Annotated in this window: 17 protein-coding genes; 10 read left to right on the forward strand and 7 right to left on the reverse strand. The window is 57.6% G+C overall.

Annotated features, from left to right (window positions below; translation table 11 throughout):
• Positions 1–50 precede the first annotated feature (50 nt).
• Together J2X09_RS26435 and J2X09_RS26440 are read right to left on the reverse strand one after the other, a co-directional pair.
• Positions 51–404, reverse strand: a complete 354-nt coding sequence (locus J2X09_RS26435; RefSeq protein ID WP_310309869.1) for a hypothetical protein — start codon at positions 402–404, stop codon at positions 51–53.
• Positions 405–493: 89 nt separating this feature from the next.
• Positions 494–1,255 carry a hypothetical protein gene (locus J2X09_RS26440; protein ID WP_204735666.1) on the reverse strand — a complete coding sequence of 254 codons (762 nt, stop codon included), beginning with the start codon at positions 1,253–1,255 and terminating at the stop codon, positions 494–496.
• Positions 1,256–1,273: 18 nt separating this feature from the next.
• On the opposite strand from J2X09_RS26440, the gene J2X09_RS26445 reads away from it, so the two are divergent.
• A complete protein-coding gene (locus J2X09_RS26445) occupies positions 1,274–1,621 on the forward strand; it encodes a PD-(D/E)XK nuclease-like domain-containing protein (RefSeq protein WP_204735665.1) in 348 nt (115 codons plus the stop codon).
• 105 nt (positions 1,622–1,726) lie between these two features.
• Here the strand turns inward: J2X09_RS26445 and trfA are convergent, their stop codons facing one another.
• From trfA to J2X09_RS26465, 4 genes are all read right to left on the reverse strand, one after another.
• On the reverse strand, positions 1,727–2,767 hold the full coding sequence (gene trfA / locus J2X09_RS26450) for a plasmid replication initiator TrfA (protein ID WP_310309871.1): 1,041 nt from the start codon (positions 2,765–2,767) through the stop codon (positions 1,727–1,729).
• A gap of 1,309 nt (positions 2,768–4,076) precedes the next feature.
• On the reverse strand, positions 4,077–5,081 hold the full coding sequence (locus J2X09_RS26455) for a ParB/RepB/Spo0J family partition protein (RefSeq protein WP_204735664.1): 1,005 nt from the start codon (positions 5,079–5,081) through the stop codon (positions 4,077–4,079).
• Between the two features lie 16 nt (positions 5,082–5,097).
• A complete protein-coding gene (locus J2X09_RS26460; RefSeq protein WP_204735663.1) occupies positions 5,098–5,790 on the reverse strand; it encodes a nucleotide-binding protein in 693 nt (230 codons plus the stop codon).
• 974 nt (positions 5,791–6,764) lie between these two features.
• The gene (locus J2X09_RS26465; protein ID WP_204735662.1) at positions 6,765–9,023 is read right to left on the reverse strand and encodes a site-specific integrase; all 2,259 of its coding nucleotides are present in this window, start codon (positions 9,021–9,023) and stop codon (positions 6,765–6,767) included.
• A gap of 558 nt (positions 9,024–9,581) precedes the next feature.
• Between J2X09_RS26465 and J2X09_RS26470 the strand changes: the two genes are divergently transcribed.
• From J2X09_RS26470 to J2X09_RS26495, 6 genes are all read left to right on the forward strand, one after another.
• Positions 9,582–10,529 (forward strand): hypothetical protein, encoded by a 948-nt coding sequence (locus J2X09_RS26470; protein WP_204735661.1) that lies wholly within the window; start codon positions 9,582–9,584, stop codon positions 10,527–10,529.
• 23 nt (positions 10,530–10,552) lie between these two features.
• Positions 10,553–11,209 carry a hypothetical protein gene (locus tag J2X09_RS26475; protein ID WP_204735660.1) on the forward strand — a complete coding sequence of 219 codons (657 nt, stop codon included), beginning with the start codon at positions 10,553–10,555 and terminating at the stop codon, positions 11,207–11,209.
• Positions 11,210–11,317: 108 nt separating this feature from the next.
• Positions 11,318–11,545, forward strand: coding sequence for a hypothetical protein (locus J2X09_RS26480; protein WP_204735659.1), 228 nt, complete (start codon positions 11,318–11,320; stop codon positions 11,543–11,545).
• Positions 11,546–11,642: 97 nt separating this feature from the next.
• Positions 11,643–11,954, forward strand: coding sequence for a hypothetical protein (locus tag J2X09_RS26485; protein WP_204735658.1), 312 nt, complete (start codon positions 11,643–11,645; stop codon positions 11,952–11,954).
• 162 nt (positions 11,955–12,116) lie between these two features.
• Positions 12,117–13,214 carry a hypothetical protein gene (locus tag J2X09_RS26490; protein ID WP_204735657.1) on the forward strand — a complete coding sequence of 366 codons (1,098 nt, stop codon included), beginning with the start codon at positions 12,117–12,119 and terminating at the stop codon, positions 13,212–13,214.
• Positions 13,207–14,109 carry a hypothetical protein gene (locus tag J2X09_RS26495; RefSeq protein ID WP_204735656.1) on the forward strand — a complete coding sequence of 301 codons (903 nt, stop codon included), beginning with the start codon at positions 13,207–13,209 and terminating at the stop codon, positions 14,107–14,109. The genes J2X09_RS26490 and J2X09_RS26495 overlap by 8 nt, the downstream gene beginning before the upstream one ends.
• A gap of 168 nt (positions 14,110–14,277) precedes the next feature.
• Here J2X09_RS26495 and J2X09_RS26500 read toward each other — a convergent pair whose 3' ends face one another.
• Complete coding sequence (locus tag J2X09_RS26500) at positions 14,278–14,886, reverse strand: YkgJ family cysteine cluster protein (RefSeq protein ID WP_204735655.1); 609 nt, start codon at positions 14,884–14,886, stop codon at positions 14,278–14,280.
• A gap of 174 nt (positions 14,887–15,060) precedes the next feature.
• Between J2X09_RS26500 and J2X09_RS26505 the strand changes: the two genes are divergently transcribed.
• The 3 genes from J2X09_RS26505 to tnpB all read left to right on the forward strand — a co-directional run.
• Positions 15,061–15,429, forward strand: a complete 369-nt coding sequence (locus J2X09_RS26505) for a hypothetical protein (RefSeq protein ID WP_310309875.1) — start codon at positions 15,061–15,063, stop codon at positions 15,427–15,429.
• A 62-nt stretch (positions 15,430–15,491) separates the two neighbouring features.
• Positions 15,492–15,887, forward strand: a complete 396-nt coding sequence (gene tnpA / locus J2X09_RS26510) for an IS66-like element accessory protein TnpA (RefSeq protein ID WP_006217728.1) — start codon at positions 15,492–15,494, stop codon at positions 15,885–15,887.
• On the forward strand, positions 15,884–16,095 hold a 212-nt coding region (gene tnpB, locus J2X09_RS26515; protein ID WP_204735653.1), incomplete at its 3' end, for an IS66 family insertion sequence element accessory protein TnpB. The genes tnpA and tnpB, both read left to right, overlap by 4 nt.

The raw sequence follows: 16,095 nt of genomic DNA on the forward strand, positions 1-16,095 counted from the left end.
GGGCGGTCACGTTACCGAAACGGCGCTGAGAACATCGCTCAGCCCACCGGTCACGATGCGCCGAAATGACCGGTCACATTCGCCGAAATACGCACACCAGTCTCTTGGTCGTACGCCTTGTACTGGATCGCGATGGAGTTCACGCTCTTGTTGAAGAACAACTTCACCGGAATTTCGACGATCGCGTCAGCAGCCTTGTTGGCTTCAAGCGCCATCAAATGCTCTTGTATCGGGTGTTCGACAAGTTTTGGTGCCGAGAGACTGCCCTCGCCTACTGCATGGTGCCGCGCAGACACAACCATGCTCGATCGCGTCTTCAGCGCGTTCGTGGTTTCGTCTCGGTCGCAGTCAACTTTGATGATGCCTTGAGCGAACGGGGTGATGGCAATCGATGTGAGGTTCATGGTGGCGTGGCTGCAGTTAGTTCGAACGGCGGGTTTGATTCATGACAACACGGAAAACCCCGCTGTCAAGAGAGCCGCTTCGAAACCCGTCAGTTGGCAGGCCTGTCGTGTGCGGTGTCCATGATCGGAGCCAGCGATGCCAGTACATGCATGATGTCGTCCACACCGCGCAACCCGATCTGATGCTTGCGGATGGTGAATTGCGTGAGCGGCACCTGTTGGCTGTCGAGACGCAATGTGACTTTGATGACATCAGCGGTGCTGCTGATCGGCGTGACACTCCAGCCACGAACTTTGCAGACTCGATCAAGCTCACTGAGCCAAAGGCAAACGCCGTCCGTCATGGCGAACTGCACCCGATCGGGTGTGAGGACGATGGGCGGCGATGCATGTTCGTCATGGTGAAGTGCATAGCTGACGACGTCTTTCAAACGCTTGTCGGCCACTGTGCTGGAGCTGGGGAGCGCTGGCCAACTTCTGTCGCTGGACAAAACCATGCACAAGAAACCAAGTCGCGGCGCCTCATCCGGGTAGAGCACTTCTTCAGTGAGCGTGTTCACCTTCGTTTGGTCGTTGCCGGGCATGGTCCGGTACAGGTGACTGCGCAGAACTGCGGGTCTCCACGTTCCAACCCAATCAAATGGACGGATGCCGTTGAAGACCGTCTTGAAGGTTTGTGCAGGCATCCAGCGATCGAGTGCTTCGCCCACAGCAAAACTTGCTGCCTTCCAGTTGGCTTCATTGCCGATCAGATCGCTACCCGCTTGCTGGATAACCGGAAGCAAGAAGATCTCGGAGAACCGTGGTCGCCCTGAGATGCGGTAGGCAAGACGTGACACAAGCGTGGCCATGGCGCCCTGGCTTTCGACTTGAAGTCGACGCGTCATGCCTCGGTTCAACTGTTCACGCGCGACGCCGTGAAGATGGACTACGACCTCCAAGCCTTCATGTACTCGCTCGGTCGTTCGCTCTTCGAGGGAACTTCATCCTCGAAGCCCTTTGTCTTCATTGCAGCTGAAAGCAACGAGCCGTTTTCAGTTCACACGCTGGAGGCAGGGGGTTCTTTCCTGAACAACGGCGCCAAGAAGTTTCAGGAGTGCCTCTCGGTTTACAAGGCCTGCTCGGACACCAACTACTGGCCTGATCTCAGTAGCAACGGGGTGATCGAAATCGACCACTGGCATCAGTACACGCCGACCCGTTCCTGGGCTTCATGATCGAGGATTTCGGGGTCTAACACTGACCACCAACGGGCCAACGTGCTGATCCGCTAATAGCGGATCAGCACGACAGGCTCTGCCTGGGCTAGGGCAGCTGCTGGTCTAGCGCAGCGTTCGCTTTTCCTTGCCAACCACCGAGAGCGATGGCTTGCCGACCTTTGTCAGATGAACGCGGTCGTTCACGATCTCGTAGGTGGCCAGGAAGCCCACATCAACCAACTTGTCCAGGGCGTTTCGCAGGTTGCGCCTGAACGTGCTCAGTTGGGCATCAGAGCGACAAAGCTCATGGAGCTTCTCGACCGAGAGCGGGATCGGATCGCGATGTGTTGCGTAGAAGGCGTGGAGCCACTGCGCAACGGTGGCACGTGTGCCAATCTTCTTTCGGGTTTCCCACTCGAGCATCGTGGTCGTGTCGTTCATGAACAGCACGGACACGCGTGGCTCGAAGCGGACCATCCACTTCGTGTTCCCGTTCTCGTCTGCGTCTGCCCATGCGTACTCTCGGATGAGAGAGCCCGAGTAGCCCTCGCTCTTGTCCTTTGTGGAGATCTTGATCCCGGTGACCTTCAGGCGCTCGATAGACTCTTGCGCCCTCCTGTACGAGTCGCTGTGCATTCGCCAACCTAGATCGCGAATAAGCTGGTACCCAGTGAAGCGGACCTTGTCGGAAAGGGGCGATTTTCTGGCGAGGTTGATGAGGCTCATCCACACGCTCAGGTCATCTTGTTGCAAGTCCTGGCCGGTGTACGTGATCTCGTAGTTGCTCAGGCTGCTCACGTGCATGTTCGGGAAGAACTCACGTTTGGCCGAAGTACCTACGCCGAAGAGACCGCCGCGGATGAGTGGGTTTGGGACACCCCGGTTGTCATCGTCCCAGAATGGGAAAGAGTCCTGAAGAATTCTGGCTTCGTAGTCAACTGCGTTCTTTGCCGCGATCTCGGCTGATTTTGCCTTTATCGCTTCCAACGCTTCGTCGTACGTCTTGGTGCGCCGAAGCCGCGGTGATGGTTTGGGCTCGGCTGGAGGATCACTTTGCTTCGTTGAAGAGACGGTACCACCTGCTCCTCGCCTCTGCTGAGGGAGGATCTGCGCCATGGCCTTGAAGTCCAAGTTGTTGATCGTCGGTATCGGCTTCGGTGGCATGCGTTCTCCAGGGTTCCCCAATTAGACCTTAGCGGTTCTTTGCTGGTCAATGCCAACTACTAGCGGTGCAGCACGGTCTTCTGTCTTTTTCAAAAATAAAAAAAGAAACTCTCGCATGGCAGGTCTTTCGTAGGTGGGCAGGTCGGCGCGGATTAGATACAGATTTAAAAGAAGATTTAAAAGACACTTAGGACACCGGAAAGCCAGTGTTTATGCGGCTTCCGAGAGGTTTCGCGTGCTGTGACGCTATTAGCGTTGTGCCACATCGCTAATAGCGCTTGGGCACTCCGCTATTAGCGCAGCGGCACTCCGCTAGCATCTTGAGGCAGTTATCCACAACCTAGCAGAGACGACCGTGCTGCTCCGCTAATAGCTCAACAGCACGTGCGTTTATCTCGTTGCTGATCCACTCAATACTGCTAGCGGAGCAGCACGACCAGGAGTCAACAAGCAGCGTGGCCGCTGCTTATCAGGCAACTACTAGCGGAACAGCACGATGAACCACGCGGCTCACGATAGGTGCCAGTGTCGAGACTATTAGCGGAGCAGCACGGTCTGCAACGTGTTGTTGTCTCACTACTAGCGGAGCAGCACGCGTTTTCAATTTTCCGTTGCTTTTCCTTGGCTATGTTTCAGGAGGGGGCCGACAACTACTAGCGGAGCAGCACGAATCCGCCTTTCGATCCGCCGCACCTGGATCGCGATCGTGGTCCAGGACTACTAGCGGTGCAGCTCGCTTCTTACCCTTCCTGGTCCACATTCAGGTCCTCAGATCTTCAAACTCGCTCCGAAGACTACTAGCGCAGCAGCACGATTCAGCATTTCCCAAGAGCCTCTGTGAACGCCTTTTCGCCATGCAGTCTCTGCCATTGGTCTACCTGGCCGGGATGAAGTTCTAGAGCCCTGGCGTGGGGCGCAAAACGGCTTCATGAACGGGCTCGCATGCCATATCAGGGTCCTCGGGCAGAGCTTGGCTACTAGCGGAATGGCACGCATGCTGATGACTACACCACGAGTGACTGGGGGCCAGCGCGTTCAACTATTAGCGGAACGGCACGAGATCCAGCCTGCGATTGGGCAGTTGTGGCCCTGGTTGATTTATGTAAGTGAGCGATCGCTATCGCCGCAATTGTCTGTTTATGCAGTTTCCAGTGCCACGCCTCTAAAAACGTGCGGCTCCGCTAATACGCGATGCCATCAATTTACCGCGGCCGCCTATGAGGAAGATGGTGCCCGTAGACCGGGGACGCGACCACGGGCACTTTGAAAAGGGTGGCATGGCCGCACGAGGCCTGTTCTGGACGCGACGTCACATCGTGAGTTGCCCAGCCAAGACACTTTCAACGCGGCGTTTCAGATCTTCGATTTCATCTTCACTCAACCCGCGGAAGTTCATCGTGAACTCACCGCGTGAGGCGACAACTTTGATGGCGCCTTTGTGGTTGCCGAACTTCACTTGGACACTGTCACCTCGGACACGTGTTTTAGGCCCTTGCATCTTTGAGCGGACGAGCTCGATGGTCTGCTCACGGCCCAACCCCTTCTTGATCACCGTCTTGATGATTTCCTCGGCAATCGCCTCAAGCTGCTCGGCGTTGCTGTCGTCGAGGTTGCTGAAGATGGCGCTGATCTCATACGCCACGGCCAGAGTAGACGTTTGAGGATGATCGGCCATCATGCGCCGCAGGGGACCTGGTATACGGTTCAAGCCCAGGGTCTTCGAAATGGACGCTTTCGATTTTTTCAAGCGCGCAGCCAAGTCGTCTTGCGACGCATAGGCACCGCGTTCCAGCAGCTCTTGCCAGCGAACTGCGTCGTCAAAGGCCGTTTGCGTTGACCGGTCCTCGTTGATACGACGTGATGCCTCGTACTCATCGGCAGCGCTGCCTGGTGCTGCGCGGATCAGCACCTTGAGAGAAGGGATCTTTCCCAAGGCGCAGGCATTGAACCGTTTTTGGCCATCAACGACTACGACCGACCCATCCTTCACGTACCCGACCACCGGGATCTCCTGGCCATTGCTTGCAAGGCTCTCTGCCATCTCCTCAACTTCGCCTGGGTTGTAGAAGACCCGAGCATTGTTGTCGCTCCTCGCGAGCATGCTGAGCGGCATGTCGTAAACCTCGCCGACTTTCAGAGCAGCAGCGCTGAGAGCGCCCCCCAAGCTTGTTTCTGGCGTCGCCTCTTTGGACGCCATCGCATTCATAGCCAGCGGTGCTGTAGTTGCTCGAGCTCCATCCTCCAGCGCCTTCATCATGGCATTGCCATCCTTGTTGGCACTCAGACCGAGGTTTGGCCGGATCTTTTTAGACATGCTTGTGACCTCCGAATCAGGACTGGGGATAGGCTTCGAAAGCCTCTGCAATGGCCGTGAGGAACTCGTCCTCCGCCTTCTCGCGGGTTGCTGGAGGCATCTCGAAGATGTGCCGGCCGAGCTTGTGCGCGTCGCGCCAGACGCGTCGATCGCGGATCGTCGATTTCAGGACTTTGCCCGTTGGCAGTGCACCTTCGAGTGCTTCAATGGCGTCTTGCCCCTCGGTCGAGTTCCAAGCCCCAGGAACAGCGTTTACGAGGAAGCAGAGAGGGATGTGGCCGCGCTTGTGCTTGCTGTGGACGGTGTTGAGTGCTGTCGCCATTTCGAGAGAAGACATCAGGTCCCCCTGCCCTACTCGCGTTGGCGCGATCCACAAGTCAGCAATGCGGGCAAGGTCGGCCAAGCCCGCGTAGTCACGTGCGCCAACGTCGACCACAACAGCGTCGTAATCCTCCGCGAGCTGAACGATTTCAGGCGCCGGGTTTGCGATCTTCTCCATGACTCGAAACGGGAGTGGGGAGTTCGCGTCCCGTAATGCGCCCCACTTCGATGAGGTCCGCTGGGTGTCCGTATCGACCAGCATGACCCTGGCAGGGCGCTTCTTCTTGCCGTCAGAGACCTTTTGTTGGGTGGCGATATAGGCAGCCAGGTTGAAAGCCACCTGGCTCTTTCCGACGCCGCCCTTCTCTGCACCAATGATGATGATCATTTCACGTTCCTTTTTGATGTCAACCGCTATCGTGTTGCTCTTAATTGAAGATACAGCAATGACATCTATTGTCAACGACACGCTTTGCGATGTCCAGAGAAATCATCCGATTCCTTGATGAAAGTGGACTTGCACCGCTCTCATGCTTATCTCCTTCGTTGCGCGAGTCTGTACATGCCTAGAGCAACACGCTCTCCAATGTTTCCCCAGGGAAACTTGTTGAGAAAACAGGTGCTTGGGATACCCTCATCACGCGACGACCTTGATCTTTAGTTTCCCCGGGGAAACTCGGCAACGCCAAGTACCGCGTCTCAAATGACCAGTCGATGCCGTCGTGTCGAGATCGAAGGGGTAGTTGTGTGCCGCACGAGAGACAGGTCATGTCAGCGATCAATCTTTAGGTCGAGCTTGACTGAAAGTAGCTCTTGCCCATTTTGGTTTTCAGGTGCACCGGGGTATGGCCGGGACCGTTACCCAGTACGGCTTGTCTTCTTCGTAGAGAGAAACTGGTTTGGTTTTGTATGCTTGACTAGCACGGCCATTGGCCACATTGGGAGGCGGGTGTGGTTAGCTCGTCGGCATAGAGTGCTTTCCAGTTCAGCATGGTTTGCGACAGAGATGGCTTAAGAGGTCGCGCTGAAGTTCTTGGCGCTTTGACTTTCAGCCTTTCGCTAGAGCGCATCCTCCGGAGTTCGCGCCCCATTCCGTGAGGGCTCATGTGCGTTGACGTGGTTTCCCCGGGGAAACTCTCGGGCGGCATCGGTAATGCCGTGCCTTTGCAGCGTGCGCTTTGGGACAGTTTCCCCGGGGAAACTGCTTTTCCGGCGGTCTACTTGGCAGCAAGAGTGTGGCCCCAGAATGATTTGCTACGCGTCCTGAGGATTCGTTTTGTCAAAACTGGTGTCGCTGTCCTGCCCGTATTGAGCCGAGTTTCCCCGGGGAAACTCGGCTCAATGGGCTTCGAGTTGGTGGGTTCAGATGCCTTCAGGGAAGATCAACTTGGCCGCCTTGATCTTGCTGGACTCGTCTTGCTTGACGTATTTCGCAGTCGTAGTTATCGATGCATGTCCTAGCAGCTGTTGCGTCAGCTTCAGGCCTGTGTCGCTTGGGTTTGTTCGCAGAGCCTCGCTCGCGAAAGTATGGCGCAACCAATGTGTGCTCATCATTGTTCGACGTTGCCACATCTGCAGGTCGAGCTGAAGGTGGTTGAGTTGCAGGCCGAGGCGAGCAAAAGACTCTGCATCTGCAGCCGCTCCCGCAAGCTTCTGTTGCCCCTTTATCAAAGTCGTTTGCTGGAGCACTCTTTTGATGCTGCGGTTGGCTTGCGTTCTGAAGAATGCCTTCAGTGTTTTGTATAACCCTTGAGAGCCAATTGCAACCGATTGCGATTTCTTGATAACTGATGGGCTGGCGCCGGCGGGGGAGGAGACCAAGCTGGCAATCAATGGGCGTTCGATTCGAAAAGCTAGAAGCCGCGGTGACGACTGCCCTTCTGCGTCAATGATTTGTTGCTCTACGTCTCGATGGTGGTCGGTCATCAACTGGTGAGTCATGTTGCTGATGAAGACTGTCCGAACCTTTTTCCCTTTACCTACGACCCGAAGCAAGAACTCGCTATCGCCCGTGTTACCTACCTGCGTTGCAAACATGTCTGTTGCACGTGCGCGCGCAAGCTCGTCCAGTCGAAGACCGGTTGTCAGAAGGATGTTGAAGATGAGACGGAGCCGCCGGGCACGCATCAGGCGGGTAGGGGAGGGGCCTTTGGCAGCGCCTTTGTCTGGAACTGGCGGTTCGTCTTCATCGTCGAGATCGGCTGAGTCGACCTGGTGTGCACCGAGGTCCCTCTCGATCAATTCTTTCACCCAAAGCAGGTCCCCATGATTGAGCGCCCGCGTTGTGTCCATGTCTCGATCTAGTGTCGCTGCAGATTTGATGGAGTCAAAGGGATTGCCGCTCAGGTACCCCGCCTTGCAAAGCGCTGAAAACATGAGTTTGATCACCGTCAACGAGTAGGCCTGACTTCTTGGTGTCAGCTGTACCCGCCATGGCCGCCACCGAGGATCTTCGCGGGTCACAAGTGTCGTTCCGATGTAGCTCTTGGGTATTTGCTTCAGAAAGATTTGGTAGCCCATGGCATGGGATGCGCTCACGCTAGACAGAGCCACCTTTGCCTCATTCACGCACCAGATGTAGAAGCGCTCGACCTCACGCCGGTAGGCCTCAAATGTTCTCTGTTTCTCTGCTGCAAGGAAGGTGGCGAGCCAAACCTGAATGGCCTCCATGTCGGTACGAGCTCCGAAGTGATTGGGGGCAGAGCATCGGAAGAGGCCGGTGTGACCATCCAGATCTGGAGGGACGTTGAGCATCTCAAGAGGCGCTATTCCAGCTCGCTGAGAGAGTTGCTTATCCGGCACGGCCGCGACGTTGCTGCCAGCGCTGTACGAAAGGGTAGGGACCAGCGGCAGGCGCTCCAGAGGCTTGATTCGTGTCTTCAGGGGCGTGTAGGCGCCCCACTGAGGCGTTGCGCGAGAGACTGGCCCGAGCGTGTCTGCATGATCGTCCAGCCAGGCGAGGAGGCGTTCACCCCTGACTGGGCCCAGACGAGGGATGTGCCGATGCCAGTTTCTTCCGGCAGTGCTGATGAACTTGACGAGCTGCCCCAGCGTATGGACGTTGATTTTTAGAAGTGCCTTGTGCAGCGTCGTGGCAAGCCATATCGATGTCTCGGCATCCGACTTGGGCCTGTAGGCCAGGATGGTTTGCAACTCATTTAGCGCCTTGACCTTTTCGTTGATAAGCGTTGCGCGATCGACCTCTTCCGATTGCTGTGTCGAGATCTGGATGTTGTTGTCCTCGATGTACTGTTGGAATGCCGCCGGGAGGTCGTTTTCTGCGTATTCGAATGCTTGGACGTCTTCTCTGTCCAGCCAGGCGCTGAATTGGGTCTCCAGGCTCAAGCGTTCACTCTTGTCCGTCGTGCCCTCGGGCATGGGTTCGGCCAACTTCTGCGCGTGGCGCTGCAGAAGAGCATCAGCTGAATCGCGAGCGGCCGACAAGATGCGGCCCTCCAGCTCGCTAAAACGAGTGTTGATCGTCAATCCGTGCGGAATGACGGGAAGGCCTTTGCTGTCGAAATGGATGTTGCCGTAGAAGCGCAGAAACGAATCTTTCGGAGACATGCCATTGAAAACACCACGCACGAAGGAGAAGTCTTCAACTGTCAACTTGTCCAAGGTTGCGAACGTAGCGACTCGGAACCCTGATGGCCGCCCTCGGGGCCGCTTGATCTTGTCGACAGGGGAGGGCGCGGTAGACGATGTCGCTCCCAGGTTCTTGCGTGGACGCCCACGCGGGCGTTTGGCTGGGGGTGCGGCGCCGCCTGGATCAGAGGCCTTTTGTGTTGGTGCGTCCATTTGTGTGCAGCGTAGTGGGTCAGATAGTCCGAAGAGGGTGGGGTGGGCTCTCGCGGGCTCGAAAAATTCAAATCTCAGTGCGAAGAGTTCAAAACTCCCTGAGAAATCAATCACTTACGGAAGGGTGACTTAGGCAAGGGGTCTGGGAAACCACAGCCATAAAAATACCATTTTACTGAGCATTTAACATAGCGGCGCACTAATAATAGTTGGTGATCCGCGCTTTATAAATGAAGAAGAAAATGATTTGGCTTACTTGGCTTAAGTGCCCGGCAGGCGCACAATGCACACACCCGCGGTGACAGGGCCACCGCCAGGCCCGGGCGCATCACACCCGCCCAAGCCCACCCGCCTGCACCAGCCCTAAAGGACCCTTCCATGGAGTACCAGCAGATCCTCATCTCCCTGCCCAACCATGAGGCAGATCGGGCCGCTGCAGCCGCCCGCATCGAGGCGCACCAGAAACAAATCGCGCGCGAGACGGCAGAAGCGGTCAGCGGCGTGTTCGAAAGCGCGTTGAAAACGTCGCACGCTCACACCTTCGTGATGGTTTCCCGTCACACCCTGGCCGAGCTCGGGGTGCTGGACAAGATCGGGCGACACCTCATCGGCGCATCGCTGCCCAAGCTTTCAGACCATTACGAAGCAGCACTAACCCTATTAGCGCAACAGCACGATAAGGTACTTCAAGGGGACCTGTATGGTGCTGTGTTCCGGGGGAATGTCTTCTATGGCGGCTCGCGCCACGACCCACTTTCTCAACTCCCCCTGGCTCTGGAAGTGGAGGATCTGGCGTTCGCTGACGATGACACGCCCCGTGCTGAGAACCAGGCGCGTTTCGTCCACCTGGCCACGTTCAAGCGGCTGCACGCGCTGCTGGGCGAACTGGTCCAGCAGGACAAGACCTCGCCAGATGTCATTGCCCCCGCAGACAATCCCAATGAGCTGCTCGACGCGAAGACCTTTGCGCAGCGCATGGGCGCCACAGACCAGACGGTCTACAACCGCGAGAAGGCGGGCCTCCTCATCTCGGTGCTGCCCCCGAAGCGGATGAGGAAACGCGGCTTCCCCAGTTTCCAGCTCAGCCCGCGGCTCAATCAGGAGTTGCACCAGCTCGCGATAGCCATGTACCGCTCCCACGGGCAGGACATGACGTTCTACTGGCACTTCCTGCGCACGCGCCACCAGGATTTGGGCGGCAGCACGGGCGTGGAGTTTCTGCTCAACCGGATTTCTGATCCGAGCCTGCTCGATCTGGAACAGAGCGAGCGTCAGGCCATTTTCCTCGCGCTGGCCGAGGAGGACATGCTCAGGGCCAGTGCGTGAGCTGGCACACACAGGCGACGGGGATGGAGATCCCGACCCGTTTCGGGCCGCTGCCCGGCTTTGCCTTGCCAGCCGACGCCAGGCTGTACCGTATCTACCGCCACGTTGATGCGGACTGGTCCGTGGCGCCGGCGGCGCACCGCAAGGGCAGGGTGGACCCACCACTGCCTGACAGTTCTGCCTATGGCCTGCTGTACCTGGCGGACTCCCTGGTGACGGCGGGGTTCGAGGCGCGCATCCTGCGACCGACCAAGGATGCTGATGGTCTCAACGACATCTCAATCGAGCCTGAGCCGATGGATCCAGTCACCGGCCGGGCCATCAAACCCCCACCCATGACGGCGGTGCACACGACCAAGCAGCCAATCGTGTTCGTCGATCTCGAATCGCCCGATATCGCCAGGGCCGCCGCGATTGGGATTGGCCGCCCAGTGCCTCGCATCGACAAATGGCGAAAACTCACTTTGTGGGTCCATGATCAACTGATCGTGACTGGTGACGGCAATTCGATCTTGCCACTGGTGGGCGCGACCTACATATCCAATCTTCCGGACTGCACTGGCAGAAACTTCGTGGTGTTCGAAGGGCGCCGGGACGCCCATATCAACCGGGGTGGCCCGCCGGATTCCCAAACGCCCTTGGATGTCCCAGGGCTGCAGGCGCTTTGGGAAAAGGCCTGAGAGCGCATCCCGCCTCACCTTGACATGATTTGGCAGGCTGCTACCTTTGGACGACGGTGGCCCAAATTCGTGCTCTGTGCCACTGCACTCTGTTCTAGCACTCTTGAAGTGAAAGCCACTGCAATGCCGAAAAGTTCCCAGCTTACCAACCGCGACCACGACAACATGGAAGCATTTCTGAGTCATGTGCTGGATGACTTCAAAGCAGGCGATCTTTCCAAGAAGGATCTGACGCTTGGGCTTGTGCAGGTGATTTCTGCCATCGACTGTGGGAACGTCGATGAGGCACGCACCTGGTTTGAACAGGGCCGAAAATTGATCCGGCAAGGCAGCTGAGGGAGCGCAACGCTGCTCTGGCGCCTTACGTCCAGCCAATCGCACGAAAACGCTTCGGCTTTAGCTGTCCGGTCACGTCATTCGAAAAGGAAGACTCATGGAATCTGATCTGACTCCTTCACCATTGCGAGTCATTGATCGTGATCTGCTGCGCAAAGAGTTCGCGGCCATCGAGGCGAGGCAGGCGGTCCTCACCGACCAGGGTCAAAAGCTGATGGCCCGCATTCGGCCACGTTCCAAGTACCACGGGCAGGGTGAAGAGGGTGCACTGTTCGCCGTCTGCATCGGTCCAATCGGGGACTACTGCGTGTTTGGCGGACCTGGTGGTCAATATCGCCTGTCGGATGTCGACCTGTTTGCCGTCTTTGACGAGACCAGGCCTCCGACTCAGATCACCTTCGAGCCCTGAAACGCAACCTCCCGGTGGCCAGACAGTCCCTGGGCAGTAGGAACGTCTGCGGCGAAGCGACTGTTGCTAGCATCATACGCTGTACAGCGTATCAACACATTTGGAGATATCATATTCTCAGATCCAATCATATGCTGTACAGCGTATAAACCGACTTTGAACATGCATCATCCTGAGCGACGACTTGCCGAGAAGCTCCTGGCCGAGTTCACGGCCGTGCTGCGCGATCGACTCAATATCGATGGCATCGAGGCCGAGCATGAGCCAAGTTTCGGTACCGGCGCCGCAGACCTGGTCTTGAGCATCCCCGTTGATGGGGTGAGAGTCAAAGTGGTGGTTGAAGTCAAAAAGAACGCGTTCCCCCGCGACATCGAGTGGGCACGTGTGCAACTGGAAGGGCTGGCGAGAGAGGACAGCACCATTGATCAAAAGATGGTCTGGGCCGAGTCGCTGAGCGAAGGAGCACGTAAGTCCCTGGAGGACTTGGGCATTGGCTACTTCGACAGCAGTGGAAGCATCAGTCTTCGGCTGCGCAACCACCACATCCTCATCGACAGGCCCCCGATCAGGCCCCTTTGGCGTGAGGTTGGCACCATCTTCACGCCTGAGCGGGCGAGAGTTTTGCATGCCCTGCTGCTGGGGTGGGATAGCTGGCGCACCGGCGTTGATCTGGCTGAAGTTTCTCGCGCGAGCCCCAATACCGTCTCCGTCCTCCTGCGCGAGCTGGAGAAACGCGGCATGGTGCAAAGCGAAGGGAGCGGTCGCAACGTGCGTCGCCAGTTGGTCCAGCCTGATGCACTTCTTGATGCATGGGCGAACCACTGGGCAGAGGGCAAGCGGCGCAAGACGCGCTGGTTCGCTTTCGCCCAAAACCCTGCGAACTTGGCGTTGCGCCTGGTATCTCGGTTGCTCCAAGACCACGATGACGATGAATGGGCCTTAACAGGCCAGTATGCGGCCAACTGCTTCACACCTCTTCTGACGGCCGTCAACGGTTTCGACATCATCGTCCCCGTGAGTAAGGCCGAGGCCTTCGCCGAGGATCTTGAGCTGAAAAGAGCCGACAAGGGGTTCAACGTCACGCTCCACGAATGCGAAGACTTCGCCTTGCAGCATCGGATCAGGCTTCCCGATCGACAAGGTTGGTTTGCCAGTCCCGTGATCCAGTACCTGGAGCTGGTCAACGAAGGTGGGCGGAGCAAGGAACTGGCAAATGAGCTGAAGCAAACTTGGATCGTGAAGGGTGGGAACCATGGCTGATATCAAACCGGCGACCGCCGCGGGCTACTCGCGTGAGGTCACTGACGCCTGTGAGCAGGCGTTGGTCACTGTGCTGCAGTGCATGGGCACCCTCAAAGATACCGTGCGCTTGGTTGGTGGCTTGGTGCCGAGGTATCTCACCCCTGAGCAACCCCCAGAGATTCCGGCGCATGCTGGAACGTCCGATCTCGATCTGGTTATCGACTTGGCCGTCATCGCTGCTGGCGAAGACTACGCACCAATTTCGATTCGCCTCAAGGAACGGGGTTTCGAGAAGATGAAGCTGGAGAAAGGTAGAGTTTCATCGTGGCAGTGGGTGGCCACGACGCGGGACCAGCTTCCCGTGCGCGTGGAATTTTTGTGTGATGCAGCCGAGGATGAGGTTCGAGGCCTCAAGTCATTGGGGGCGGAGTCAATCTCTGTCATGGCCATGCCGCACATGTCGATCGCTCAGGCCCAGTACGAGACGAAGGAAGTAAAAGCGGAGCTCCTCGACGGCAAGGGCCTGGCCGTGGAGCGCGTGCACTACGCGAATCACCTTGCATTTGTGGTGCTCAAGGCAATTGCCTTTGATCAGCGTGGAGCGAACAAGGATGTGGGCGACCTGATTCACGTGCTGCAGTACGGCCCGGAGTTAGATGATGCTGCTCGCGCCTTTGCAAAAGCATATGTCCAGGGTACACACCGGGCATCGCTAGAAAAGGCCTTGGACTGTCTGCGCCGAGGATTCTGCAGTCATGCAGATACCGATGGACATTTGATGAAGGGCTCGGTCGCGTACGGCGCGTTTCACCAACCAGATGACGCAGATGCTCGCGTTGAACTTCAGCGGCAAGCCAGTGCGCTGGTTTCACAGTACCTTGAGCTTATCGACCACGCGCTTCACAAGCACTGATCCCGGCGTCGACAACTAGACAGGAGAGCTGGGTGACGACATCCACGGTGTATGAGATCGATGTGCCCGGCCTCGCCGTTGCCGTGGCGAACTGCTTGCCAGACGAGACTCACAAGGCATTGGTTCAATGCTTGCGGAGCTTTGGGCAGCTTTCAAGCGTCAAGCTGGTCACTTCACGCGGTGGTGATGGCAGTCATTACCTTGCACGTCGACGAGTTGGCACAGTAGATCATCGACATCTACGTTGAAATGCGTTCGACAGACTGCAGGCCGGTGGTTTCTGATGCTGCAGGTGCTGTCCTTGAGGAACGTGCATGGCGCGTCGTAACCCATCGTGGATAGCTCGTGATGATCCTGCAAGGGTAGGGGAGAGCGGCCGATTGCTTTCCCAATCGCGCGTGCTTCGGTCGCGGAAATCTTGATCGGAATGTGGCAGCAATGACTGCAACCGGCGCGACAGGCTGCGACCGGTTCGATAGCCGCTGCAAAGGCATCGGCTGCTCTATGCAGCCACAACACATTCTTCGGCTTGGTCGATGCCTGGACGGATACGTTCGGGAGTCTCGTGACGTCATCTCTGGCTCGTCCTGAGACTTTTCCCATGGCGGCTTCGGCGGTTGCAGCGACGCCGGCAAGCCGATCGTTGACTTCGTCTGGAAAGTCCTCGCTTGCGTTGAGAGCAACACCCTCTACAAACGATCGCAGTGCATCAGCGATGCGGGCTTCAAGAGTGCCTCCGCCATCGACGGTGGGAGAGGGTAGGATGTCCATCTTCATCCCCCGATCTTTTCACGATTCGTTTGACTCTCCAGTGCCATAGAGGGTCGGTACGAGCAAAGACTGGTCGCACGTGTTGGCCTGATTTTAGTTGGGGCGACTTCCCTTGACGGGTTGCAACTATCGCGAACCCATCTCCCTCGGGCGCAAGGCGCTGGACGGCATACTTAGCGGATGACGCAACCGATCGACCCTCAGCATGCCGAAAGCTTGGCCCTGCTCCAGCAGGTCGCCGAATACCTGGACAGGCTTCCGCTCGTTCCAACGACCCGCGAGCTCTCCCGACGCATCAAGGAGCATCTCGAAAACCCTGACAACGTGGTGACGAGGCGCGCGTATGAAACAGCAGGCCTGGAGTTCACCGGCGGTTCGTACACGGTTGCAGGGTTTCCACTGATCGAAGCGCACGTAGTGGTTCCTGCGAGCGTCTTCATCAGGAGCGCGATACCTGAGGAGCCCAGGTTCCAGGATGAGCACGAAAAACAGTTGCTCAACCTTCTCTACGGAGAGGGCATAGTTCTGGCGCTATCCCCAGTGGAATGACTCCGTAAGCGTCCGGCAATCCCATCTTGAGATAGACCCAGTGTCGAGGCATCGTGTGCACGATGAACATCACGCACACTATGGCGAACGACACGATCGCCCAGCGCCCCAAGCGGCACTACTACTCCCCGGAACTTAAAGGCCAGATCGTGGCCGAATGCCAGGTCTCCGGCGCGTCAGTGGCCGGCGTAGCGCTTGCACACGGAATCAACGCCAACATCGTTCATCGCTGGATGCGCGAGCAAGCAGACTCCCTGTTGCCAGCGCCCCGGAATGAGTTCGTTGCGCTGAATCTGCCTCCACCAGTTGAACAGCTCCCAGCAACCGAGACCAGCTCGCCGCCCGTGTCGCGTGCGATTCGCGTTGATGTTCGGCGCAGCGCCAGCGTAGTCACCGTGAACTGGCCCCTGGAAGATGCAGCGTCATGTGCAGCGTGGCTGCGCGACTGGCTCCGATGATCCGCATTGATGCGCTGTGGCTCTCCACCGAGCCGCTGGACATGCGAGCAGGCACCGAGACGGCGCTCGCCCGGGTAGTGGCTGTCTTTGGCGCAGCGCGCCCACACCACGCCTATCTGTTCGCCAATCGACGAGCCAACCGCATGAAGGTGCTGGTGCACGACGGCATCGGTGTCTGGCTGGCGGCCCGGCGCCTGAATAGCGGCAA

This window comes from Hydrogenophaga laconesensis (genome assembly GCF_031457235.1).
Classification (GTDB): domain Bacteria; phylum Pseudomonadota; class Gammaproteobacteria; order Burkholderiales; family Burkholderiaceae_C; genus Hydrogenophaga; species Hydrogenophaga laconesensis.